The organism is Hymenobacter tenuis (genome assembly GCF_054780495.1).
Map to the genome: position 1 here is coordinate 758,662 of NZ_BAAGWF010000004.1, position 21,145 is coordinate 779,806.

Genomic DNA, 21,145 nt, shown 5'->3' on the forward strand with positions numbered 1-21,145 from the left:
TTCTGTTACGAACAATAGTTATGAGAGGGTAACAGAGAGGCGGCTTGTTAATCAATGTTAATACATGGGTTGGCTGGTGAAGGTTGTTGATTTGGTTATTTTTAAAAACTAAAATTCCTGCTTTGGCCCCATTTGTAGCGGTTACGAAAAAACACTAGCCCGTATGCAACCTTCAACCGCTTGGGCGGCCTCTTACCAGCACAACCTTCCTTTCCAGGGTGAAGGATTATTGACTTATTTCTATCCGACTTTGCAGCTTATGCAGCATTCTTACTTGCGCGGAACTCAGCCTCACAGGGGGCAAGCCGCTGGTGAGCACCTTAACGCCGGAACCTGCCAGGGCCGGAACTCTCAATGAGCGCCCTTTCGGCGGCATTGGCAGGAGGCGGGCTGCGCAGCCTGTTGCCAAGCGGTGCCACTATGGCCCGCTCCGAGTCCGTATCCCCGTCGTTAGCCGCTCCTGTGCGTACCCTGACCCCGCCTTCCCAGCTCTCTGATTTCGAGCTGATTGATGGCTGCCTCGCTGGTAGCCGCCTGATGCAGAAGTACCTGTACGAACGATTCGCGAGCCGCATGATGGCCGTGTGTCTGCGTTACGCCCAAACCACCTTTGAGGCCGAAGACGTGTTGCAGGAAGGATTTCTGACGGTATTTAAAAATCTGGCCAGCTTCCGCCGCGAGTGTCCGCTGGAATTCTGGATTCGCCGTATCATGGTCAACGCCGCCCTCCGCCAGCACCGCCGCAACGCGCCGCTGGTAGCCGTAAGCGACGGGGGCGAATACCCCGAAGACCTGGCCGGCGAAGAATTCACGCTTTCCAATTACAATTTCGAGGAGCTGCTGAACATGATTCAGGACCTCGCACCGCGCTACCGCATGGTGTTTAACCTTTTCGCCATTGAAGGCTACGGCCACAAGGAAATCGGCGAGATGTTGAACATTTCGGAGGGTACCAGCAAGTCGCAGTACTCTAGAGCACGGGCCATTTTGAAAAATAAAATCGAGCGTCTCGACGCCCACCGCACACATGGCAGCATCCGCTCCTAATAATACGCCCAACACTCCCGATCAGCGCCCCACCGGCGACCTGGAGCACCTGTTTCGGCAGAAATTTGCCGAGGCTGAGGTAACTCCGCGCGCCAGCTTCTGGGACCAGCTCGACCATGAGCTGGTGGTACAGCAGAACGAACAGGTAGTGCAGGAAAACGTGGTATTCCGCCGCCGCCTGGTGGTGCACCGCTGGGTAGCCGCGGCCTGTTTGCTGCTGGCCCTAGGCTTTGGCGGCTGGGCACTGCTCTGGCAAACCGGTCAAACCTTTGGCCCGGAGCTGGCAACTACCTCTCCAGCTACTTCTGCTGAAGGTGGTGCCAACGGAACTGCCCAACTACCGCAGGCGGGCGCTGTGGCCAGTGCTTCAGGTTCCGAAGGCTCCCGTGGTGCCGGCTCTGATTTCCTGGCTGCATATGACCAAGCCACCTCTGGCGCAACGGGCTCTGGTGCTACTTCCGATGCAGCGCTTGCTGATCGTTTCAATAACGCAGTGGCTAGTTCCGCTTCGCCTGCATCGTCGGGCGGGGTAGCGGGTTTGCTGGGCAGCCTCTACTCGGCTTCGGGTTCTGAGGCAGCTAGTAGCCGGAGCGCCGGTTCGTACTCCAATGGTCTGGCGGCCTTGTTCGCCAGCGGTTCGGGGTCAGGAACTGAAGGGTTCCAAGGCGGTTATGGCAGCGTGGAAACCCGCACCGCCCAGCTACGCCGCCTGCTAGGTAGCCTAGCCCGCCCCGATACGCTGAAACCTTCCTTGCTGGCCGCACCGCAGCTGGCCGCCGCTAGTAAAGAGTTGGCCGCTGTGGAGCCGGAGCGCAAAGAAACCCCAAAGCTGTGGCGTCGGCTGCGCCTGGGTGGTGGCTATGCAGTGGGTAGCTATAACCCGAACATCAATTTCTCGCACACCGATGGCCGCCTGGCCGCTGACCCCGTAACCAACGCCCTGCGTAATTATTACCAAGACGACGCCGAAAACGAATACCGCCGCAACCTGCGGGCCGGTGTCAGCCAGCGCGTCGCCCTGAAAGCTTCCTACGCCCTCAACGACCGGTGGACCTTGCTTTCCGGCGCTGAAGTAGCCGATCAGCGTGCCACTTCGGCCACCACCTATGGCTTTGTTGATGGGAAGCAGGTAGGCCGCGAAGCTGCTGACTTGTTTAGCCGCCCAGCGGTTGCTATGTCTTACTCGCCTCAGCCTCGTACCACTTCCTATCGGTATCGGACGGCTTCGGTGCCTGTAGAAGTGCGCTATGGCTCTACCAAACCGGGCGTAACGCTCTATGCCAAAGTAGGCGCGGCAGTAGGCTTGCTGCTGAACAGCCGCTCGGAGTTAGAAGGCTCACCAGAAGCTACCCGCACCTACACTCTGCGGTCTACTGAGTCGCCGTACCGGCACGTGCTGACCTCGGTGCGCGGTGGTGCCGGTGTGCGCTATCAGCCAGCGGCGGCAGCCTGGAACCTGGTAGTAGGCCCCGTAGCAGAAGCTGGCCTCACAACCCTCAATGCACACCCCAGCCAGCGCCCCATGAACCAGAGTCGGCCTTATAGCCTCAGCCTGGAAGCCAGCGTGGAGTTTGGCTCCGTGAAGCCCCAGCCAGTTGCTCAGTAGTACCGGCCTAGTGCCTTTTACCCTATATGAACCGCTTTTTTACCTACGCGTTGTTGTGGCTTCTGCCGTTGGCTGGGGCTACTTCCTGCTCTACCTCTCTGGAGGATGTAAACTTGGCTTGCCCTAGTAACTTCTCCGATACCCTTATTGAGCAGCTCAAGCAAAAGCCTAAGCAAACTCCGGCGGCGGAGGTAACCCAATACACTTACAAAGGCAAAACGGTATATCTGGTAACGGGGGGCAGCTCCACCAACTACAGCTACCTGTTTGATGCCTGTGGCAACGTGCTGTGCGCCGCCGCCGGTGGGGCCAGCAACTACGGCGACGGCCGCTGCACCGATTTTGCCACCGCGGCTACCAACCCGGTACTCATTTGGCGCGACCCGCGCTAGGCCTCAGGTCGGCACAAACCGTTTTGTTTTACTTTTTGCAGGAAAGACGATGAAAGCGCTTCTCTTTTGGTTGGCCTTAGGCAGCACGCTAGGCCTAGTACAATGCAAACACGAAGCGGCAGCTCCTGCTGATGGTGCCGTGCAGCTTCGGGCCACCGAGAGCAAAGCCGTGCGTGCCAGCGACAAAACCGTTGAGCTTACGCTGCTCAATATTTCTGATTCCCGTTGCCCAGCCAACACCGACTGTATCTGGCAGGGCCAGGCCAACGCTACAGTGGAGGTGCGCGGTTCACTAGGTGGTCGCCAAGCCGCAACCCTGTGTCTGGGCGCCTGCAAAAACGACTCAGCAGCCGTGGAAGTAGATGCCGTGCCGTATTGGGTGCATCTGGAATCTGTAGAGCCCTACCCTTCTGCCGCTAATCAGGCCGAGCCCAAAACTGCCACGTTCCGCCTTACACGCCGATAACCGAAGCATTCATCCAAGCTTACAAAAAACCTGTTCCTTGTCCGGACGGGTTTTTTTGGTTCCAAGAAACCTCCTCATCTGGAAATGAGTTATCATAGGCTACCCTTTCTGGCCTATATTCCCCTGCATGCACTACCAACTGACCTCAGAATTCAAACCAACCGGCGACCAGCCGCGGGCCATTGCCCAACTGGTAGAGGGCGTTAACAACGGCGAGCCGGCGCAGGTACTGCTTGGGGCCACGGGTACGGGCAAAACCTTCACGATGGCCAACGTTATTGCCCAAACTGGCAAGCCTGCCCTCGTACTCTGCCACAACAAAACCCTGGCGGCCCAGCTCTACGGTGAGTTCAAGCAGTTTTTCCCCAATAATGCCGTCGAGTACTACATCAGCTACTACGACTACTATCAGCCCGAAGCTTACATTGCCAGCACCGACGTCTTCATCGAGAAAGACCTGGCCATCAACCAGGAAATCGAGAAACTGCGTCTGCATACTACCTCCACGCTGCTCAGCGGCCGCCGCGATGTAATTGTCATTGCGTCGGTGTCGTGCATCTATGGTATTGGTAACCCCGAGGAGTTTGGTAAAAACGTGATTTACTTGGCCCCCGGCCTGCGGTACTCGCGCAACAACCTGCTCTATTCCTTTGTCCAGATTCTGTATTCGCGCACCGAGACGGAGTTTACGCGAGGCACGTTCCGGGTGAAGGGCGACACCGTGGATCTGTTTCCGGCCTACGCCGACCACGCCTACCGTATTTTCTTCTACGGCGACGAAATCGAGGCCATTCACAAGATTGACCCCGTGAGCGGCAAGAAGCTCGCCGATGAGAAATCCGTGACGCTCTACCCCGCGCAGTTGTTCGTAACCGGCAAGGATACGCTCAACCAAGCCATCAAGGAAATTCAGTTCGACATGGTGCAGCAGCACGCGTACTTCGAGAAAGAAGGGCGCGACTCCGAAGCCAAGCGCATTATGGAGCGCACCGAGTTCGACCTGGAAATGATTCGGGAGCTAGGCTACTGCTCTGGTATTGAGAACTACTCCCGCTATTTTGATGGCCGCCAGCCCGGCTCCCGGCCCTTCTGCCTGCTCGATTACTTCCCCGACGACTACCTCTTGGTAGTAGACGAAAGCCACGCCACCATGCCCCAGATCCGGGCCATGTGGGGCGGCGACCGAAGCCGTAAAACGGCGCTGGTAGAGTATGGCTTCCGGCTTCCCTCGGCCATGGACAACCGCCCGCTCACGTTTAATGAGTTTGAGGGCATGGTACGCCAGGCCGTGTTCGTGTCGGCTACGCCCGCCGATTATGAGTTGACGCAGGCGAATGGGGTAGTGGTGGAGCAGATTATTCGGCCCACGGGCCTCTTGGATCCTGAAATTGATATCCGCCCCAGCACCAACCAGATTGACGACCTGTTGGACGAGGTGGATAACCGCGTGAAAATGGGCGACCGGGTGCTGGTAACTACCCTTACTAAACGCATGGCCGAGGAACTCCAGAAATACATGGAGCGCCTGGGCATCAAGTCTAGCTACGTGCACTCCGATGTGAAAACGCTGGACCGCGTGGAGATTCTGCGCCAGTTGCGCCTCGGCGAAATTGATGTGCTGATTGGCGTAAACCTGCTGCGCGAAGGCCTTGACTTGCCGGAAGTAAGCTTGGTAGCCATTCTGGACGCCGATAAAGAAGGCTTCCTGCGCGACCAGCGCAGCCTGATCCAGACGATGGGCCGCGCCGCCCGAAACGACCGGGGCAAGGTAATTATGTACGCCGACCGCATTACGGGCTCCATGCAACGCGCTATTGACGAAACCAACCGCCGCCGCGCCACCCAGCTCGCCTACAACGAGGAGCACGGCATTACGCCCCGTACGGTTCGGAAGTCGCGGGAGGCCATCATGGAGCAAACGTCCCTGTCCGACTACCGCATTGTGGAAGCGCAGGCCTACATTGGCCCAGACTCGGACACGACGATGGCCATTGCAGCTGAGCCAGTGGTGTCCATGATGAGCAAGGTTGATCTGGAAAAGCTTATTAAGCAGACCGAAAAGCAAATGGAAGCCGCCGCCAAAGACCTCGACTTCCTGACCGCTGCCAAGCTCCGTGACGAACTGGCGGGCCTCAAGCAAGTGCTCAAAACCAAGCGCGACTAGCCCTCTACTAACCCCCAACCTATGCAACCGGCCCGGCTGAAGCTGTAACTAATAGCTTCAGCCGGGCCGGTTTTTGGTTCAAACGTACTAGCCCCCGCGCCAGCCCAAACCGGCTGGTATCAGGCGCCGGCTTGCTCGGCTATGTAAGCGGGCACTTCGGCTAGGGAGGAAAGCTGTTTGAATTCAACGCCTACCAGGTGTTCCGCCGCTACTTCTTCCATAATCCAGGTGGTGTAGTAGGGGATGTGCACCGCCTGGGCACCTAGTCGGGCTACCGGCAGTACATCTGATTTCAGCGAGTTGCCAATCATCAGAAACTCGGCGGGCGATACCTGGTAGCGGGTTAGGATGCGGCTGTACGTCGCCTCGTTCTTCTCGCTTACAATCTCCACATGGTCAAACAAGTCGCCCAGGCCGGAGCGAGCCAGCTTGCTTTCCTGGTCGAACAAGTCGCCTTTCGTAACCAGCATCAGTGGGTAGCCTTGCTGCTTAAGGGCACCTAGTACTTCCGGCGCTGCGGGCAACAACTCAATAGGAAAGTCGAGCAAGCGCTTGCCGTGGTCTAGTATCTGCTGAATCTCAGAACCCGTTACGGCACCATCGGTCAGCTGAATAACCGACTCAATCATCGACAGCATAAACGACTTGGCGCCGTAGCCAAACAGCCGCATATTTTGCTGTTGCACCTCATTAAAGCGGCTTCCTATTACACTAGGCTCGCCATAATGGGTAAGCAGTTCGTAGAGTCGCGCCTCCGCATAATCGAAGTGAGGCTGGTTCGGCCAGAGGGTGTCGTCGGCATCGAAAGCAATAAGGCGGGGAGCAGGCACTGCGCAGTAAGGTGAGGTTAGAAGCACAAAGTTATCGAACTTGCTTGCCTATGAAGCAGCAAATAGATCTGGCTACGTGGAGCCGGCGGGAGCATTTCGCCTTTTTCTCAACGTTTGAAGAGCCCTTATTTGGCATAGTGGCCGACGTAGATGCTACCCACGCGTACGCCCGGGCCAAGGCGTTGGGCGTATCTTTTTTTCAGCTGTACCTGCACTGTACCCTGCAGGCCGTGAATGCGGTAGAGGCATTCCGGTATCGGATCGAAGATGGACAGGTGTACTGCTATGATCAGGTGCACGTGTCCGCCACCCTCATGCGCCCTGATACCACGTTTGGGTTTTCCTTTATCCCCTATACAGCCTCTCTAACCGAATTCGGGGTAGGCCTAGCAGCCGAAATAGAAGCCGTTCGCCAAACGCCCGGCCTGCGCCTGAATGACACTACCGGCCGGCCCGATGTAGTGCATTTTTCAGCAGTGCCGTGGTTTTCCTTCACGGGCCTCACGCACGCCCGCTCGTTCCGGCATACGGACAGCATTCCCAAAATTTCCGTTGGCCGCGCTCAGCAGAAAGAAGGTAAGCTGATGCTCCCCATTGCCATCAATGCCCATCATGGCCTCGCCGATGGGTATCATGTTGGGCTGTTTCTGGAAGCGCTGCAGCAGGCCCTGGATGCGTCGTAGGAGGTTACCAACGTCATAAACATGACTGACTTGCAGATAAGGCAGTGGCCAGGTTTAGCAGTCGGTAGCTGAATCTGGTGCCTCTCACAAACTGGGCTTCCTGGCTTTTACCGGCCTAGGGCCTCTACTTGTATAAAACAGCGTGTATATCGCCCACAAAAAAGCCACTTACCTTTAGAGGCAAGTGGCTGATTTACAATGAGCGGGAAACGAGGCTCGAACTCGCGACCCTCAGCTTGGGAAGCTGATGCTCTACCAACTGAGCTACTCCCGCGTGGTAAAGCAAAAGTACGTGGGTAAAATCAATTTCCAAGAAAGCATTGGTTAAGGCAAGCCTGAGCAACCTGCGCGGTTTATCCTTGGACGATATTTTCACGTACGCCGGAGTACAGACGAATCTTTACAAAACGCGTAGCGTAGCTGCGCCGAACTATAGCACAGTTACGTATGTCGTGGCCTCTCCCACCCAAAACGCGCCGCTTAGTGGCCTGGATGTTTCTCACGGCTGGCTTTTTGCTGTTGCTGGGCCAGTTGCTGCGGTTGTGGGTGGTGTATCAGGAATATCAGCGGTTAGGAACCGAGGCAATAACATCTACTCAACTGGTTCTGAACCTGATGATGCTGGTAGGGGCGATGTTGCTGCTGCGTTACGGCTGGCGCGAACGGCGTGGCAATGACACCATAGACTAGGACCTGTACCTTTGTGGCTTCTTGCCGCCTTGGTTTTTGATTTTATGACTTCACCGCTCCGCATTCTGGTTGCCAAACGCAATAGCGCCACGGCCAACCAACTGGCCGAAATGGGCCGTCGTATGTTTCATGATACGTACGCCGTGCACAACCGTCCCGAGGATATGGCCGCTTATGAAGATGCCACCTTCAGCCCCGAAAAGCAGTTAGCTGAGCTACAAGATCCCAATACGGTCTTTCTGTTGGCGCAAATGGTGCAGGAAGTGGTGGGCTATGCCAAGTTGAAGCTGCACTCCACCCTAGGCCTCGACCCGGGTAAAACCCCCGAGGACCGCCTGGAAATCGAGCGCCTGTACGTGGATGAGGAGTGGATTGGAACCGGTTTGGGAGCCACACTCATGCGTCGCGCCATTGAAGAGGCGCGTCAGCAGGGAAGCCGGGCCATTGTGCTGGGCGTGTGGGAAAAGAATACGCGGGCGCTGGAGTTTTACCAGCGGTTCGGTTTCAAGCGCATTGGAGAGCAAAAATTTATGGTAGGCACCGATGAGCAGAACGATTTTATTCTGCGCAAAGGCCTGCATTAAGCGCAGCCGCTTTTTAGGGCAGTGAGCACGGTTTGAGCAGCAGCGAGGCCTAGCGCAATTGCCCACGCTTAGCTCAACTCCTTGAAGCGTTTGGCTCTTACTTGAAGGGTAGCAGGTTTGGAGCCGAAGCGGTAACGCGTCCTGAATTGCTGCCACTCCTGTACCTTTGGCACACGTATTCCTCTTAGCCTGTTGCGTTTGATACCAGTTCGGTCAGTTTGTGCGTCGTCGCTTAGAGTTGCCTGCGGAGCGTGGTTGCTGCTGGCCGCGGCGTGTTCTGCCGAGTCGGGCTCTGGTAAGCAGCCAACGGCTCCGCTGCCGGTGGGGCATTATGAGGGGCCGATCAGCTACCAAGGAACTGAATTGCGAGTTGCACTTGATTTGCGCACCAGCACTGAGGGCAATTTGCAGGCGGAAGTAAGCTTCCCGCAACTGCCCGGCCTGGAGTTCGACGCTATTCGTCCCCGCTACCGCGAGCCGCAACTGCTGCTGGAGCAGGAGCCTGGCCGCGCGAGTGGAGTTATGGTCCAGGCCGTGCGCGAAGGCGACTTTTTGCGGGGAGTGTTGAGCTGGAACGGGGTGCAGTCTGACTTCGTGTGGGTGCGCCGTGGCGAAGCACCCGCGCGTGGGTTTCGAGAACAGAAGTTTCCGCTTCGATACGCCGGCTATGACCAGACAAGTCGTTTGCTGGTGCCCGACGACACCTTGCTGCAGCATCCGGCCGTGGCATTAATGGCCTTTCGTAGCACCCAGGCTACCGCGCAGGCGCGAGCTACGTATCTAGCGCGGCGCGGCTTTGTTACCCTGCTGGTCATCACTCCTGAACCCCGGAGCGCCACCGACTCAACCATTTTCCAGGCTACTGTCGGGGCGTTGCAGGCCCTGCGGCGCCAGTCCAGCGTCGACTCCACGAAGGTTGGTTGCTGGGGTAGGGGTAGTGCCGCGCCTCAGGTTGCCAAAGCTGCGGCCCAAGCCCAACCGTTGGCGGCTTTTGTGGTACTGGAGGCCGCTCCGGCTGCCACTCGAGAGCAAGCCAGTGCGTATCAGCCGCTAAATAAGCAGCGCATTCCGGTGCTGGCCCTGTATGCTGGGCTCGATACAACGGTGCAGGTAAAAGAAAGTGCCCGCCGGATGCGCACTGCCCTGGGCCGCCGCAACAACAAACAAGTGCGTGAATATGCGCAAGCCACCGCTGACTTCACGCAGCCCGGCCGCACTGGCCCTGATGGGCAGTGGCAATGGCCTAAACCTGTCCCTGGTTACTGGGACGGAGTAATAGAGTGGCTCCAGGCGGTTACCCGATAAGTAAGGCCTAGAGCACCAGCAGGCCTTTTTCGCGCAGCTGCTGCCACCCCGCAGAAAGTAAAAACTGCTCCCACGGTTGGCTAGCCCCGGCGGGGTAAGAAACCGCCGCATCTTTCAGCAGCACTTTGGTGTCGTAGTCGTGGCTGAGGGTAGTGAGCAGTTCGTGCAGCCAGGGGCCTAGCACGCCGGGCACCTGAATTTCGAAATCCTCGGCCTGCTCATAGAAGGTTAGTACGGCCCGCTGCCCTTTCTTGCCCGACTCATACCGCAGCTCAGGGGCATTGCCCAGCCAGAACAGCCGGTTATTGGAGCGGGCGGCATCGGGCTTGGTGGGCTCTTGCAACGCCTGCTGAATCAGGTGGCGCGGCACTGTAGTTTTGGGCGTCCGGAAATCAAACCAGAAACTGAGCGGCTCCGTGAGGGCCACGCCGTGCAGGTAATTGTACAAGGCTTTTGCCAGCCCCGGGCCGAAAGCTTCGTGGTCGGTGCCGGTGGGGTCGTCGTGCCACAGGTCGTTCCAGGCAAACGGGCCAGGCTCCGGACCCACGGCCGCTACCTTGTATTTCGTGGGGTTTTTGCCTACTGGTGAGTGCGCAGTCATCGAGAAACGGTGCCAGTAGCCGCTTTGTACAATGTCGGCGGCAAACAGCTGCCGCACCACTTCCAACGAATCGATGGTTTCTAGGGCCGTTTGGGTGGGGAAGCCATACATGAGGTAAGCGTGCACCATAATACCGGCTTGCGTAAAACCATCCGTCACGCGGGCTACCTGCGCAATGGTTACGCCCTTTTCCATCATGGTCAGGAGTCGGTCGGAGGCCACTTCCAAGCCTCCGCTTACAGCAATACAGCCACTAGCTGCCAACAGGCGGCAAAGGTCGGGCGTGAAGGTCTTCTCAAAGCGGATATTGCCCCACCACGTGATATTCACCTGCCGCTTCAGCAGCTCAATGGCCAGGTCGCGCAGGGCTAGGGGCGGGGCGGCTTCGTCCACAAAGTGAAAGCCAGTCTGCCCAGTTTGCGCTACAATCTGCTCAATGCGGTCAACCAGCAGCGTGCTGGGCGCGGTTTCGTAGCGCGAGATGTAGTCGAGCGTTACGTCGCAGAAGGAGCAGCGCTTCCAGTAGCAGCCGTGTGCCACCGTGAGCTTGTTCCAGCGCCCGTCGCTCCAGAGGCGGTGCATGGGGTTCAGCACCTCAATTACAGAGAGGTACTCGCTCAGTGGCAAATCGGAATAATCGGGGGTGCCAACTTCGTGGTGCGGCACATCTGGATGCGGGTGGTTGATGTATTGTACCTCACCGGCCTCGTTGCGCAAAAAGGTGCGCTGAAATGCTAATTCCTTATATGCTACAAGCTCAGGCTGAGCTGGTCGAAGCATCTCTACCGCTTCGTTCCCACGCCAGGAGTTAGCCAGTGGTAGGGATGCATCGGCAAGCTCAGCATGACGGTCTTTCTCTTCGCTCAAGTGTTCCAGTAACCGCAGCCAAGGCCCTTCCCCATCGTCGAGAGTCAGAAAGTCGATGTAATCGAAGAAGCGCGGCTCTTTCAGCGTGCGCAATTCTGTGTTGGGGTAGCCGCCGCCCATCATCGTCTTGGTGGCGGGGCTGGTTTCCTTGATGCGGCCGGCGAGGCGCAATGCCCCATACAGGTTGCCCGGAAACGGAACCGTAAAGCCGGCTACATCGGGCTGCACGCGGGCTACTAGGTCATCAAGCAGCTCCAAGAGCATGCGGTCCAGCAGGTTGGGCGCAGTTTGCAGGGCCTCGTGTAAGGCATCAAACGTAGTAGCCGACATACCTAGCTTCTCAGCGTAGCGCGAGAAGCCGAACTGCGGGCCCACGGTTTCCTTAATCAGGTCGCCGAGGTCTTCGAGGTAGAGTGTGGCCAGATGGCGAGCCTGATCCGTAAGGCCCATGGTGCCGAAAGCCGTTTCTAGGTCGGCTACGTTGTCAAAGCGGCTGGCCTCAGGCAAAAAGCGCGAGTGGCAGATGCGCGGCGCCAGCGTATTGTCTTTGTTCTGCAGAAAGCGGATAACCGGCTCAATAGTGCTGAGGTAGCTCCGTTGGAGGCGTACCATGCGCCGGGCATTGTCGGAAAGGCTGTACGGGCCGGCTTCGATTTCCGAGAAAACCCGTCCTAGCCCTTCCTTCGAGAACAGCTTCAACACCAGTTCCAGGCCTAGGTCGGCCTGCGTAACGTGGTAGCCGCGCCCGCCCAAAAAGCCCTTCAAATAGGCCGTTGCGGGGTACGGCGTATTCAGCTGCGTAAGCGGCGGGGTAATGAGCAGAATGCGAAGAGTAGACACGGCAGCAACAACCACAGACTAGCGGCAAAGGTGCCGCAAAGATAACTCCGCAAACGGCGCTTTGCCTCAGGCTACTGTCTAGTGGCCAAGATCCGCAACCGGAACGGTGCCTACGTATAACAAAAAACGCCCTGATTCAGCCGTAGCTAAATCAGGGCGCTTGTATGTATGGGGTGTGCGTACGCTTAAGCCAGTTGGTCCATCGACAGACGCTTAGGCATCAGGTCGCGGCGGAATTCACTTACCGAGCGGCCGGTTACTTGGCGGAACTGGTTGCTTAGGTGCTGGCCTGAGCTGTAGCGCATGTGCTCGGCAATTTCGCTGAGCGTCATTTCATTGTAGCTCAGCATCTCCTTCACGCGCTCAATTTTCAGGCGGATCAGGTATTTCTCGATGGTGAGGTTGGCAGTGCGTGAGAATACCTTGCTCAGATGTGAGTAGGTAGCGGCAAACCGGTCGGTGAGGAAAGCCGAGGTAGTAAGCGGCATGCGGGCGGTGCGCAGGTGCTCCAGGTATTCTACCAGGGCGCCTTTGATTTGCTCCGTGAGCTGATCGGCGCGGCCCATGAGCACGTCAAAGCCTGCTTCACGCAGAATAGGAGCCACGGAGGCAGGGTCGACGGGAGTACTTTGGTCGAGCTGTGCTTGGCCCAACGTAACGTCGGTGGGGCGGTAGCCAGCCTGTTCGAGAAGACTGCGCACGGCATCAATGCAGCGTGGGCAAACCATGTTCTTGATGTGGAGGAGCGTCGTTTTCACGGATGTTGAGTTGAGTTCAGCCGCGTTGCGGTTCGCGTGGGTTTACGGGTTGTAGTTGGGGTAGAGGCGGGCTTTGAGCGTCGAACTGGTTTCGACGGCGTTTCGGCCCATTCTTTCCCAAACCAACTGACCGCCGCCCAGTTCACAAAAGGGACAACCCCTAGGAACGTTACGGCCAGTAGCCAGAAAAATACTAAAAAAGCGCCGAACAAACGGCTAAAGAAGTGGTCCTGAACACCAAACAGGTACGCCACCAGCATCAGAGCCAATAGAAAACTGATACCGGCCAGAATACCAGCTCGTCGCAACAGCGCTCGGATGACGTCAGGATGAACAAAGGGTCGGTTCATGGCAGCTGCGAAAAGTAGACAAATATACTTGCCCGATTTATTTCGGCAGCTTCCGTCGGCCGGAGCGAGGCAGGGGTCAGGGGTACCAATGTAACATGAGCGCGTAGTAGGGTTTGGTAGTGAGGTATGCTAGTAGAACGAGAAATCATCCTACGTAAAAACCAGGGGCGCGGTCAGCCGTAAAGCACAAAATAATGTTTCTTTTCACTGCTCTTGCTCCCTAGTAACATGAAAATCTTTGTTCTCCTGCGTGCCGTAGCTGTTGCGGCTGTTTTGGTTGGTTCACTCACGGCCTGCGACACCGGCGAAAAAGCTGGCGCTACCAACGTAGAGCGTGGCGACTATAAGTCAAAAGATCCGGCGGCTAACATGCCCAACAACACAATTGGCGGTGACTCAGCCACCTCCGGCCTGAACCGCAGTACCGACAACAGTCCGACCGGCCGGGAAGTTTATGAAGATGCGGCCAACCGCAAAGACAAAAACAACGATGGCATAGCCGACTAATGCGCGGCCTTACCCTATCTATACACAAAAAGCCGCCCCACATTGGGGCGGCTTTTTGTGTATAGATAGGGTAAGGTTTATTGCTTGCCTAGGCCTAGTAAAAGGCAAAACCGTTCGGGCCGATATTAACGGTAAAGGAATCAATGGCTGTACCGTTGGCGCGGTAGCGGATTACCTTGTCAGCAGCCGTGAAACTACCGATGCCACCGTAAATAGTGTTATCCTGCGGATCAACGCCCAAACCATAAAAGTTGCGCCGAATCAGGGGCTGTGTGGGCAGCGTGGCCTCATCAACGCCCAGCGAGTACACACCGCCCTGATACACGTAATAGAGCCGGTCTTTGGGCCCGTTGATGGCCAGGCGGCCCGGCGAGCTGAGGTTGGAGCTTACCTCGCGGGTAGTAGCCGTGAGTTGGCCGGGCACAATCTTCGAAAGACTGCCTTTGGTAGTGCGCGTGTAATCCACGGTGTAATCGGTGTTGTACACGGTTTGGCCGCCGTTCAGCACCCATACGTTGCCGTTGCGGTCCTGCACCAAGCTATTCGGCGAGTCGCCCACGGGTATCGTGCCTTCTACCTCGTCGGTGGTGGTATTGATGACCGTGACGGTGTTGGCGCCGCTGTTGGTTACGTATAGGCGGTTGCCAGCTACCAATAGCCGCTCGGGTTGCGCGCCTACGGCAATGCTTTTGGTAACGCGGTTAGTTTTGAGGTCGATAACCGATACCTGGCCGGCTGGCACATCGTAGGATACAGTTTCCGTTACATAGCCTTTGTCGGCGGAAGAGGCCTCGAAATAGCGGGGCAGTTTCAGGCCTTCAATGGTGGCGGATTTGAAGTTGGGTAGCGACACCACTTCTAGCTTATTGCTATTGTTAACCACAATATAGGCCGTGCTGCCCTTTATGCTGATGCTCTGGGCCACGTCGCCGAGGTTGCGCTTGTTGGCAGCACTAAAGGCCGACTTATACAGCAGGCTGCCGCTGGTTTTGCCGAACACGCTTACCTCGGCATTGGCTTTCTGAAAGTTGCCTTCGTTTACAATCAGCACGCTATTAGTAGGCACCTCAACTGCTTCCGGATCAGAATCGGAGCCGCAGGAAGCTAGGCTAAGTACCAAAGCCGGAGCCCATAGCAGGTGAAGGGAGCGAGCAGAAAGGGCGGAAAAGGGTGTCATACGAAAAAGAATAAGGAAAAATGGTTGGGGATGTTGCTAAAAATCTGGTTGTTACAAACTGGCCTCAGCGCCACAGTAGCCGCAAACTCAGGGCCCCCGAGCGGGGCGGCATGGCGCGGTTCTGGTAGCTCTGGTAGTCTTGGTTGGTGAGGTTGTAGCCCTGCGCCAGCACGAGCAGCTTCCAGTTGGGCTGTAGCACCAGCGTGCGGCCCACAGCGGCATTCAGCAGCAGATAAGAAGGCATGAACTCCGTGGCCGAGGCATCAGTAAACCGCTTGCCCGTGAAGGTGAGGGTAGTGCTGAGCTGCCACTGGTGCCACTGGTGGTCGGTGCTGAAAGCAGCCGTATGCATCGGTACAAAGGGCAGCTGCCGGCCGGTTGGGTCGGCATCATCAGGAGTGCCTTTGGTTTTGCGCGAGCTGGTGAAGCCGTAGGAAGCGCGGGCCGTGAGATGATAAGTGTTCGGCTGCCATTCCAGCTGGGTGCTGGCTTCCAGACCCTGGGCGCGCACCTGCCGCAGGTTGCGTGGCGACCAATACGAAACGCCCGGCGTCCATTGTACCCAGTTATCTACTAGCTGGTGGTAGCCGGTTAGCTCGGTTTGCAGCCGCAGGTGCGCCGGTGCTAGGGTTAGCACGTGCACCAAGCCGCCTTCGTAGCCCAGCCCTTGTTCAGGTAGCAGGTTGGGGTTGCCGCCGGGGCGCCAGTATCGCTCGTTGAGGGTAGGGGCACGGTAGCTGCGCGAGGCGTTGCCCTTCAGGCTAATGGCGTGGCTAGTGGTTTGCAGCGCCAGCCACTCGGCACCCAGCGTGGGCGTAAGCGGTGGCTGGCGGCCGGGCAGCACGGCCTGCCGCAGGTTCAATGACAGTTGTACCCTAGGCCGCGGGTCGTAGCGCAGCAGCGCGAAGCCGGAAAAGCGGTTTTCAGTGCGCGGGGCAGTACCATAACCATCAACTTGCGCTGCAAAATGTTGGGCCTCGGCTCCGGCCCGCACCGAGGCATTGGGCGCCAGACGCCACGTGTGCTCGGCCTGCGCCTGAGTAGTGCGCACCCTCGATTCGCTGAGGCCGCTCACATCGTCGCGGTAATTGATAATGTCTTCAAACCACGCCACGCGCCCGGCCCACTCATGCGTAGTGCCTACGCGCCGATACCCAGCCAGCAGGCGGCGGCTCTGGTCGCGTTCCTGGGCGTGGGTGTTATTGGTGCCGATGCCGGGCTGAATCTGGCGGTCGGCGTCCGTGAGCCACACGGCTGCTGTCAGTTCGCCGCGTTGCCCCAGCCGCAGGGCTAGGTCTTGGGTGAAGCTAAACTGCCGGAAGGCCGCGTTTTCCTGCCGGCGCCGAACGCGCCCGATGGCTTCAGTAGTGAAGTACGGAAAGTTGTTCTCGGCCTCCCGATACAGCAGGCTGGTACGCAGGGCCAGCTTCTGGTTGCTGAAACCAGCCTCTACGGTGCCAGCGCGCAGTCCAAAGCTGCCCAGGTCGCTTTGCACGCTTCCGTGCCAGCCCGCGCCCCAGCGCACCGGCGCTGAAAGCAGTAGCGTGCCCCCAATGGCGCCGCTGCCGTACGTGGCACTAGCCGGGCCAGGCTGAATATCGACTCGGGTGGTGGCGCTGGCCGGAAAAAGGGCTAGGTCCGCTTCGCCTAAAGAGGGTAAGTTGATGTTGAAGCCATTCCAGAGCACCGCCGTATGGCGCGCCGAGGTGCCGCGCATGGTGATGGAAGCCAGTTGGCCGGGGCCGTAGTTGCGGAGGTAAAGCGCTGTGCGCGCGCTCAGCACATCGGCCAGCGTACCGGTTTGGTAGGTGGCAAGAGCTAGTGAATCGAGGGCGATGCGGCGGCTGCCCACGGCAAACCGCTCGGGCCGGATGCCGGCCACCCGCACCGTGGGCAACTGCTGGATGCGCGCCGAATCTGCCGGTGCCACCGATTGGGCCACGCTGGGCACCGTGCAGGCTACTAGGCCTGCACTTAGCGCTAACCGGCAACTCTGCTTTTTCAGCAGAAGCCACTTGTTGAAATGCATCTTCCGAACCAAATTTTCGCAATCGAAAAATTCAGTTCAAAACTTCAGGGCAGGCTACCACGCATTGCTATGCGGCTAGCCCTTCCTCGAAGCCGAGGCCGAAAACAGATAGGTGCTCTGCGGCGCCGAAACGCCACTACTGTATTCATTCTCCGCCCTTCCTCCGCAGGCGCTGAACATGGGAAATGCAAAGGCAGGTCTCCTGGCTTGCTTCAGATGCGTCGCCTTCCCATTTCTCGGGCCTTCCTAAGAAAGCTTTCACAGAAACAGTGGCTTGGTGTGACGCACCAACTCATGAAGCGTACAGTTGCGGGGACAGCTCCGGATTTAAACCGAATTCCCTTTTCAGCCTCGCCCCACAATTAGGGTCTGGCCACCTTTACAGCCGCAAAGATAGAAAATGTACGGAAGCTTTAGCGCCTGGCTTGCGTAGAAGGTTTGCCCCGCGTGCCGGCCTAGGCGCCGCCAGGCGATGCGCGCTGGGTTAAACTGTACCTTATTTCTACCGCTGCTCTTGAAACTTCCCCTGGCCTTTTACCGGCGTCCTGATCCGGTTGTCATCGCCCAAGAACTGCTGGGCAAGCACCTGTTCACCCGTATCAACGGCGTCCTGACGGGTGGCCGCATCGTCGAGACGGAGGCGTATGCTCACCTCAACGACCAAGCATGCCATTCGCACCTAGGGCGCTACACTGCTCGAACCCGCATCATGTACGAGCCCGGCGGCGTGGCCTATACCTACCTGATTTATGGGCGCTACACGCTGTTCAACCTTATTACGAATGAGGAAGGAAAAGCCGACGCCGTCCTGATTCGGGGGCTGGAACCGCTGGATGGAATTCCGGAAATGCTGCTGCGCCGCGACATGTCCTCCGTAAAGCGCAACCTGACCGGCGGCCCTGGCTTACTCACGCAAGCACTTGGTATCACTACCGCCCATTACGGCACCGATCTGACGGGTGATACTATCTGGCTGGAGGACGTTGGAGAGGAAGTAAACGGAGCGGAAATAGTAGCGTCTCCGCGCGTGGGCATTGACTACGCCGGCGCCGATGCCGCACTGCCCTGGCGTTTCCGCTTGAAAGGCAACCCCTGGACTAGCCCCGCCAAATAGCCAAACCGCCCCCGCCTGAGCAGAACTGTTCAGGCGGGGGCGGTTATATTGGATGCTATGGTTACAGCTTCTCGCAGACCAGCACCATCAGCTTGCCTTCCAGATTGGTGGTAGCAAACAGATACAGGTCGCCGCCTTCTCTAATGCCGGTGCGGTGCCGGAACTCAGCTACGGTATCAGGGAAATTGCGCGTCGTGACGTGGGCCCGTACATCAGGTCCCAGGTAGGTGCGCAACGCCTGGCCATCGTATTTCTCTACCCCTTTGATTCGGAAAATGCGGCCCGGAAACTCGGGGCGCAGGGTATCGGAGGTGTACAGATGACTGTGCTGGTGCAGTTTCAGCAACTCAAAAGCCGTTCCGATGCTTTTAAAGGCCCCGGCTTTCAATACGGCTACATTTGGCTCATAGAGGAACTGTTGCGGCTCGGCGTAGCGCGCAATGGCTCGCGCCTCCCGCGCTCGGTTCAGCCGAAACTCCTGCTGCTTGCCCGTGCGCAGTAAATTCACCGTGAAGCGCTCCGGATCTACGGCTGGTTCCGCGGTAAGCTCATACAACACCTCCTTGCACTCATTATCGACTGACACTACCCACAGACGGCGCACGTGGCGCAACTCCTGAATGGCCAGTTCAATGTCAAGCATAGGCGAAGTTTTCAGTAGTACGCGCTGGCTTTTTTGCAGCAGCAGCGGCATGATGCGCAGCACGTCGGGCTCACAATCCTGCAACCGAAATATTTTCTTGGCGGCTGTGTCCCGGCGTGCGGGGTCGAGGTATAGCCAATCGAAGGTGTCCGGCGTATTGCGCAAAAAGTGCGTAGCATCCTCGTTGTGGCACTGCACGTTTTCAATGCCTAGTTGCGCCAAGTTGTAGCGCACTACATCCGTAAGCGCTGCATTGCGCTCCACATAATGCACCTCGGACACGGTAGCAGCAAAATATGCCGAGTCAACCCCGAAGCCACCGGTCAGGTCTGCTAGCCTTTCTCCCTGCACCAAAGAGGCTTTAAACGCGGCAGTTCGGGCAGAGGAAGCCTGCTCTACGGATAGCGTGGGCGGAAAAACGAGGTCTGGGTTATCGGCCCAGGTAGGGAGTTTGGCGCGAGCTTTTTGGCGGGCCTGGATTTGGCGAACCAAGTCCGGAATGGGCAGGCCGGGGTAGCGGCGGGCTTGCAAAGCAAGTTGGGCTGGGTCGTCGTGCAGGTGCTCGGCAACGTATTGCCGGGCTGCTGTCGGCAGCGGGTATTCCATGTAGGTTTCCTACGAAAGTACGTCGGGGTCGGACGTGAACCAGGCCCCGGGCAAAGCAAAAGGGAGCGCCAAACGTAAGCAGAAACGCGCGAGGTTTCCCTTGCGCCAGCTTACTTGGTAGCCATCAGATAAAAAAAGTATTCCGGACCGAGCCAGAAACCACGCTGCCACAACTGGCAAACGAAGCGTTCTAGGCTCGGCCCGGAATAAAAAAAGCAAGAGGTATTACCGCAGGCTCCAGCTCAAAGCCAGCATTGGCTTGCCGGTGCGGCTAGCAGCCAGCCCCACCGAAGTAGGTCGGAGCTGCAGCGCGCCATGCCGGGCCGCCGGAGCACCTGCGTTGTACGATTCCACCGCCCGCTGAAAATGCGAGTTGGTATTGCGCGAAATAAAGATGTTGCTTAATAGGCTAGCCAGTGCTACGCCAGCCGCCACCTGCTGGGTGTTGTTGAAGTACTGCTGCTTTTCATCCAGCGACAACACCTGCTGGCTGTACAGGCCCACGGCACTCACAAACGTAAGGCGCTCAGCCAGAAACAGCCATTTTTGGCGGCGGTAACGGTTTAGGTTATCCAACGCCTCCTGATTACCGGCCAGATAAGGGCGCAAACGCTGCCCAAAGAAGCCCGCGTTACGGTAATCCGCATCTGTGGTGCCGTATCCTGTCGTGAAAAAGAAGTTTTTCTGCACCCCATTTAGGCCGCGCTCCTTGTCCTCGGGGCTTAGGCGAATAACGGTAGGAGCCAATTGCGCCTTGCTCGTCAGCGACAAGCCAAGAACGCAGGAAGCAACAAGCGCAGAACGACGTAAAACGCCTAAATGAGGGGATGAAAGCAATTGGGGCATGAAGACAAATTTACAGCACAAATACTCAGGTCACTAAGCGCCCCGGCGAGAAAAAAGTGCAATTCGTCGAGGAAAAGTTTTAGTTGTCATCCAACAAAATCAGGAGTGCCTTCGTTCTGACGGGCAATTCACCAATTTTCATGCATATGAAAACCCTGAACTCCTTCCTGCGCCCAGCTGCTTTGCTCACCCTTCTGCCTGCTGCACTCGCTTTTTCCTCCTGCTCCGATGACAACGATAACGAGGCTGCCCCGGATCAGAGCAGTGTATTGATTTCGCATGCGGCGGCCTCTGTCAACACGCAGGTAACAGCCTTGGTTGATGACAAGCAGGTAGGGCAGCTGAACTATGGTCAGAGCAGCCCTTACCTGAAGGTAAACTCTGGTGCCCCCACGCTGAAGATTAATAACGGCACTCAGACAGCCACTCAGCAAGCCCTAACTCTTTCTAAAGACCAGAATTACTCGGTTTTTGTATACTCGCCCACCGCTAGTATTGGTAGTGCAGCGCTGTTGCCCGTGACAGATGACTTGTCAGTGCCCGCTGCTAACCAAGCAAAAATTCGTTTGGTGCACTTAGCTGTAGGTGCTCCCTCCCCTGTCAGACTGAGCGTGCCTTCTCCGGTGCCCGGTGGTGCTTACACCGATCTGACCCCGGATGTAGCATTTGCCGCCGCCTCTGGTTTTGTGGTGGTGAACGCCGGTCCTCTTAACCTGAGTGTAACATCTACTGGCACTCTACGGACCCAGGTATTAGCAGTAGGTGATGGAACTGGCACCGGTACAGGTACAAAAACCTTTGAAGCCGGTAAGATATACACGGTTGTAGTACGTGGCATTGCTGGCGCAGGAGTTCCTGCTGCTCAACAGGCTCAAGCTGTTATCATCCAAAACAACTAGGTAGCACTGTTGCTTTAACCTTCCGGAAAGCCTACCTTCATCAGAGGGTAGGCTTTTCTGCTTAATGCGCTGACTATCAGCGACGGCAGAAAAACAGCAACAAATTGAGTACCTTTGTGGTTGAAAAGCGACAACGCATCC

Annotated in this window: 20 protein-coding genes, 1 tRNA gene and 1 riboswitch; of the genes, 12 read left to right on the forward strand and 9 right to left on the reverse strand. The window is 57.4% G+C overall.

Annotated features, from left to right (window positions below; all coding sequences use genetic code 11):
- Window positions 1-420: 420 nt before the first annotated feature.
- From ACYVGU_RS16755 to uvrB, 5 genes are all read left to right on the forward strand, one after another.
- Window positions 421-1,047 (forward strand): RNA polymerase sigma factor, encoded by a 627-nt coding sequence (locus ACYVGU_RS16755; RefSeq protein ID WP_460623008.1) that lies wholly within the window; start codon window positions 421-423, stop codon window positions 1,045-1,047.
- Window positions 1,028-2,653 (forward strand): hypothetical protein, encoded by a 1,626-nt coding sequence (locus tag ACYVGU_RS16760; protein WP_460623009.1) that lies wholly within the window; start codon window positions 1,028-1,030, stop codon window positions 2,651-2,653. The genes ACYVGU_RS16755 and ACYVGU_RS16760 overlap by 20 nt, the downstream gene beginning before the upstream one ends.
- Window positions 2,654-2,679: 26 nt before the next feature.
- Window positions 2,680-3,045: a DUF6970 domain-containing protein gene (locus ACYVGU_RS16765; RefSeq protein ID WP_460613785.1), complete on the forward strand. Its 366-nt coding sequence runs from the start codon at window positions 2,680-2,682 to the stop codon at window positions 3,043-3,045.
- A gap of 49 nt (window positions 3,046-3,094) precedes the next feature.
- Entirely contained in the window at window positions 3,095-3,511 is a 417-nt protein-coding gene (locus ACYVGU_RS16770) for a hypothetical protein (RefSeq protein ID WP_460623010.1), read from the forward strand.
- 127 nt (window positions 3,512-3,638) lie between these two features.
- Window positions 3,639-5,675: an excinuclease ABC subunit UvrB gene (uvrB, locus tag ACYVGU_RS16775; protein ID WP_460613787.1), complete on the forward strand. Its 2,037-nt coding sequence runs from the start codon at window positions 3,639-3,641 to the stop codon at window positions 5,673-5,675.
- Window positions 5,676-5,794: 119 nt separating this feature from the next.
- On the opposite strand, the gene ACYVGU_RS16780 is transcribed toward uvrB, so the two are convergent.
- Window positions 5,795-6,505, reverse strand: coding sequence for an HAD family hydrolase (locus tag ACYVGU_RS16780; RefSeq protein WP_460623011.1), 711 nt, complete (start codon window positions 6,503-6,505; stop codon window positions 5,795-5,797).
- A gap of 50 nt (window positions 6,506-6,555) precedes the next feature.
- Between ACYVGU_RS16780 and ACYVGU_RS16785 the strand changes: the two genes are divergently transcribed.
- Window positions 6,556-7,188 carry a CatA-like O-acetyltransferase gene (locus tag ACYVGU_RS16785; RefSeq protein WP_460623012.1) on the forward strand — a complete coding sequence of 211 codons (633 nt, stop codon included), beginning with the start codon at window positions 6,556-6,558 and terminating at the stop codon, window positions 7,186-7,188.
- 201 nt (window positions 7,189-7,389) lie between these two features.
- On the opposite strand, the gene ACYVGU_RS16790 is transcribed toward ACYVGU_RS16785, so the two are convergent.
- Window positions 7,390-7,462 (reverse strand) — tRNA-Gly (locus tag ACYVGU_RS16790).
- A 173-nt stretch (window positions 7,463-7,635) separates the two neighbouring features.
- On the opposite strand from ACYVGU_RS16790, the gene ACYVGU_RS16795 reads away from it, so the two are divergent.
- From ACYVGU_RS16795 to ACYVGU_RS16805, 3 genes are all read left to right on the forward strand, one after another.
- Window positions 7,636-7,878, forward strand: a complete 243-nt coding sequence (locus ACYVGU_RS16795; protein ID WP_460613790.1) for a hypothetical protein — start codon at window positions 7,636-7,638, stop codon at window positions 7,876-7,878.
- Window positions 7,879-7,922: 44 nt separating this feature from the next.
- Entirely contained in the window at window positions 7,923-8,462 is a 540-nt protein-coding gene (locus ACYVGU_RS16800; protein WP_460623013.1) for a GNAT family N-acetyltransferase, read from the forward strand.
- A 198-nt stretch (window positions 8,463-8,660) separates the two neighbouring features.
- Window positions 8,661-9,767, forward strand: a complete 1,107-nt coding sequence (locus tag ACYVGU_RS16805) for a dienelactone hydrolase family protein (RefSeq protein WP_460623014.1) — start codon at window positions 8,661-8,663, stop codon at window positions 9,765-9,767.
- 7 nt (window positions 9,768-9,774) lie between these two features.
- On the opposite strand, the gene ACYVGU_RS16810 is transcribed toward ACYVGU_RS16805, so the two are convergent.
- The 3 genes from ACYVGU_RS16810 to ACYVGU_RS16820 all read right to left on the reverse strand — a co-directional run bounded on the left by ACYVGU_RS16810 (window position 9,775) and on the right by ACYVGU_RS16820 (window position 13,183).
- Window positions 9,775-12,075, reverse strand: coding sequence for a B12-binding domain-containing radical SAM protein (locus tag ACYVGU_RS16810; protein ID WP_460623015.1), 2,301 nt, complete (start codon window positions 12,073-12,075; stop codon window positions 9,775-9,777).
- Between the two features lie 185 nt (window positions 12,076-12,260).
- Window positions 12,261-12,833, reverse strand: coding sequence for an AraC family transcriptional regulator (locus ACYVGU_RS16815; protein WP_460613794.1), 573 nt, complete (start codon window positions 12,831-12,833; stop codon window positions 12,261-12,263).
- Complete coding sequence (locus ACYVGU_RS16820) at window positions 12,830-13,183, reverse strand: hypothetical protein (protein ID WP_460623016.1); 354 nt, start codon at window positions 13,181-13,183, stop codon at window positions 12,830-12,832. The genes ACYVGU_RS16815 and ACYVGU_RS16820 overlap by 4 nt, the downstream gene beginning before the upstream one ends.
- A gap of 228 nt (window positions 13,184-13,411) precedes the next feature.
- Here ACYVGU_RS16820 and ACYVGU_RS16825 point away from each other — a divergent pair, with 228 nt between their 5' ends.
- A complete protein-coding gene (locus tag ACYVGU_RS16825; RefSeq protein ID WP_460623017.1) occupies window positions 13,412-13,690 on the forward strand; it encodes a hypothetical protein in 279 nt (92 codons plus the stop codon).
- A gap of 94 nt (window positions 13,691-13,784) precedes the next feature.
- Here ACYVGU_RS16825 and ACYVGU_RS16830 read toward each other — a convergent pair whose 3' ends face one another.
- Window positions 13,785-14,867 (reverse strand): DUF5074 domain-containing protein, encoded by a 1,083-nt coding sequence (locus ACYVGU_RS16830; RefSeq protein WP_460623018.1) that lies wholly within the window; start codon window positions 14,865-14,867, stop codon window positions 13,785-13,787.
- 64 nt (window positions 14,868-14,931) lie between these two features.
- Window positions 14,932-16,896, reverse strand: coding sequence for a TonB-dependent receptor (locus tag ACYVGU_RS16835; RefSeq protein ID WP_460623019.1), 1,965 nt, complete (start codon window positions 16,894-16,896; stop codon window positions 14,932-14,934).
- Window positions 16,897-17,071: 175 nt separating this feature from the next.
- Window positions 17,072-17,292: riboswitch (cobalamin riboswitch) on the reverse strand.
- A gap of 118 nt (window positions 17,293-17,410) precedes the next feature.
- On the opposite strand from ACYVGU_RS16835, the gene ACYVGU_RS16840 reads away from it, so the two are divergent.
- Window positions 17,411-18,010: a DNA-3-methyladenine glycosylase gene (locus tag ACYVGU_RS16840; protein ID WP_460623020.1), complete on the forward strand. Its 600-nt coding sequence runs from the start codon at window positions 17,411-17,413 to the stop codon at window positions 18,008-18,010.
- 61 nt (window positions 18,011-18,071) lie between these two features.
- Here ACYVGU_RS16840 and ACYVGU_RS16845 read toward each other — a convergent pair whose 3' ends face one another.
- Window positions 18,072-19,259, reverse strand: coding sequence for a THUMP-like domain-containing protein (locus tag ACYVGU_RS16845; RefSeq protein ID WP_460623021.1), 1,188 nt, complete (start codon window positions 19,257-19,259; stop codon window positions 18,072-18,074).
- 225 nt (window positions 19,260-19,484) lie between these two features.
- Window positions 19,485-20,030, reverse strand: a complete 546-nt coding sequence (locus ACYVGU_RS16850; protein ID WP_460623022.1) for a hypothetical protein — start codon at window positions 20,028-20,030, stop codon at window positions 19,485-19,487.
- Window positions 20,031-20,251: 221 nt separating this feature from the next.
- Between ACYVGU_RS16850 and ACYVGU_RS16855 the strand changes: the two genes are divergently transcribed.
- Window positions 20,252-21,004: a DUF4397 domain-containing protein gene (locus ACYVGU_RS16855; RefSeq protein WP_460613802.1), complete on the forward strand. Its 753-nt coding sequence runs from the start codon at window positions 20,252-20,254 to the stop codon at window positions 21,002-21,004.
- The last annotated feature ends 141 nt before the right edge of the window (window positions 21,005-21,145 follow it).

Coding starts and splice junctions, on each gene's coding strand:
- uvrB (WP_460613787.1), top strand. CDS start 3,639: ATGCACTACCAACTGACCTCAGAATTCAAACCAACCGGCGACCAGCCG.
- ACYVGU_RS16760 (WP_460623009.1), top strand. CDS start 1,028: ATGGCAGCATCCGCTCCTAATAATACGCCCAACACTCCCGATCAGCGC.
- ACYVGU_RS16795 (WP_460613790.1), top strand. CDS start 7,636: ATGTCGTGGCCTCTCCCACCCAAAACGCGCCGCTTAGTGGCCTGGATG.
- ACYVGU_RS16800 (WP_460623013.1), top strand. CDS start 7,923: ATGACTTCACCGCTCCGCATTCTGGTTGCCAAACGCAATAGCGCCACG.
- ACYVGU_RS16820 (WP_460623016.1), bottom strand. CDS start 13,183: ATGAACCGACCCTTTGTTCATCCTGACGTCATCCGAGCGCTGTTGCGA.
- ACYVGU_RS16845 (WP_460623021.1), bottom strand. CDS start 19,259: ATGGAATACCCGCTGCCGACAGCAGCCCGGCAATACGTTGCCGAGCAC.
- ACYVGU_RS16785 (WP_460623012.1), top strand. CDS start 6,556: ATGAAGCAGCAAATAGATCTGGCTACGTGGAGCCGGCGGGAGCATTTC.
- ACYVGU_RS16830 (WP_460623018.1), bottom strand. CDS start 14,867: ATGACACCCTTTTCCGCCCTTTCTGCTCGCTCCCTTCACCTGCTATGG.
- ACYVGU_RS16770 (WP_460623010.1), top strand. CDS start 3,095: ATGAAAGCGCTTCTCTTTTGGTTGGCCTTAGGCAGCACGCTAGGCCTA.
- ACYVGU_RS16755 (WP_460623008.1), top strand. CDS start 421: ATGGCCCGCTCCGAGTCCGTATCCCCGTCGTTAGCCGCTCCTGTGCGT.
- ACYVGU_RS16855 (WP_460613802.1), top strand. CDS start 20,252: ATGAAAACCCTGAACTCCTTCCTGCGCCCAGCTGCTTTGCTCACCCTT.
- ACYVGU_RS16825 (WP_460623017.1), top strand. CDS start 13,412: ATGAAAATCTTTGTTCTCCTGCGTGCCGTAGCTGTTGCGGCTGTTTTG.
- ACYVGU_RS16835 (WP_460623019.1), bottom strand. CDS start 16,896: ATGCATTTCAACAAGTGGCTTCTGCTGAAAAAGCAGAGTTGCCGGTTA.
- ACYVGU_RS16765 (WP_460613785.1), top strand. CDS start 2,680: ATGAACCGCTTTTTTACCTACGCGTTGTTGTGGCTTCTGCCGTTGGCT.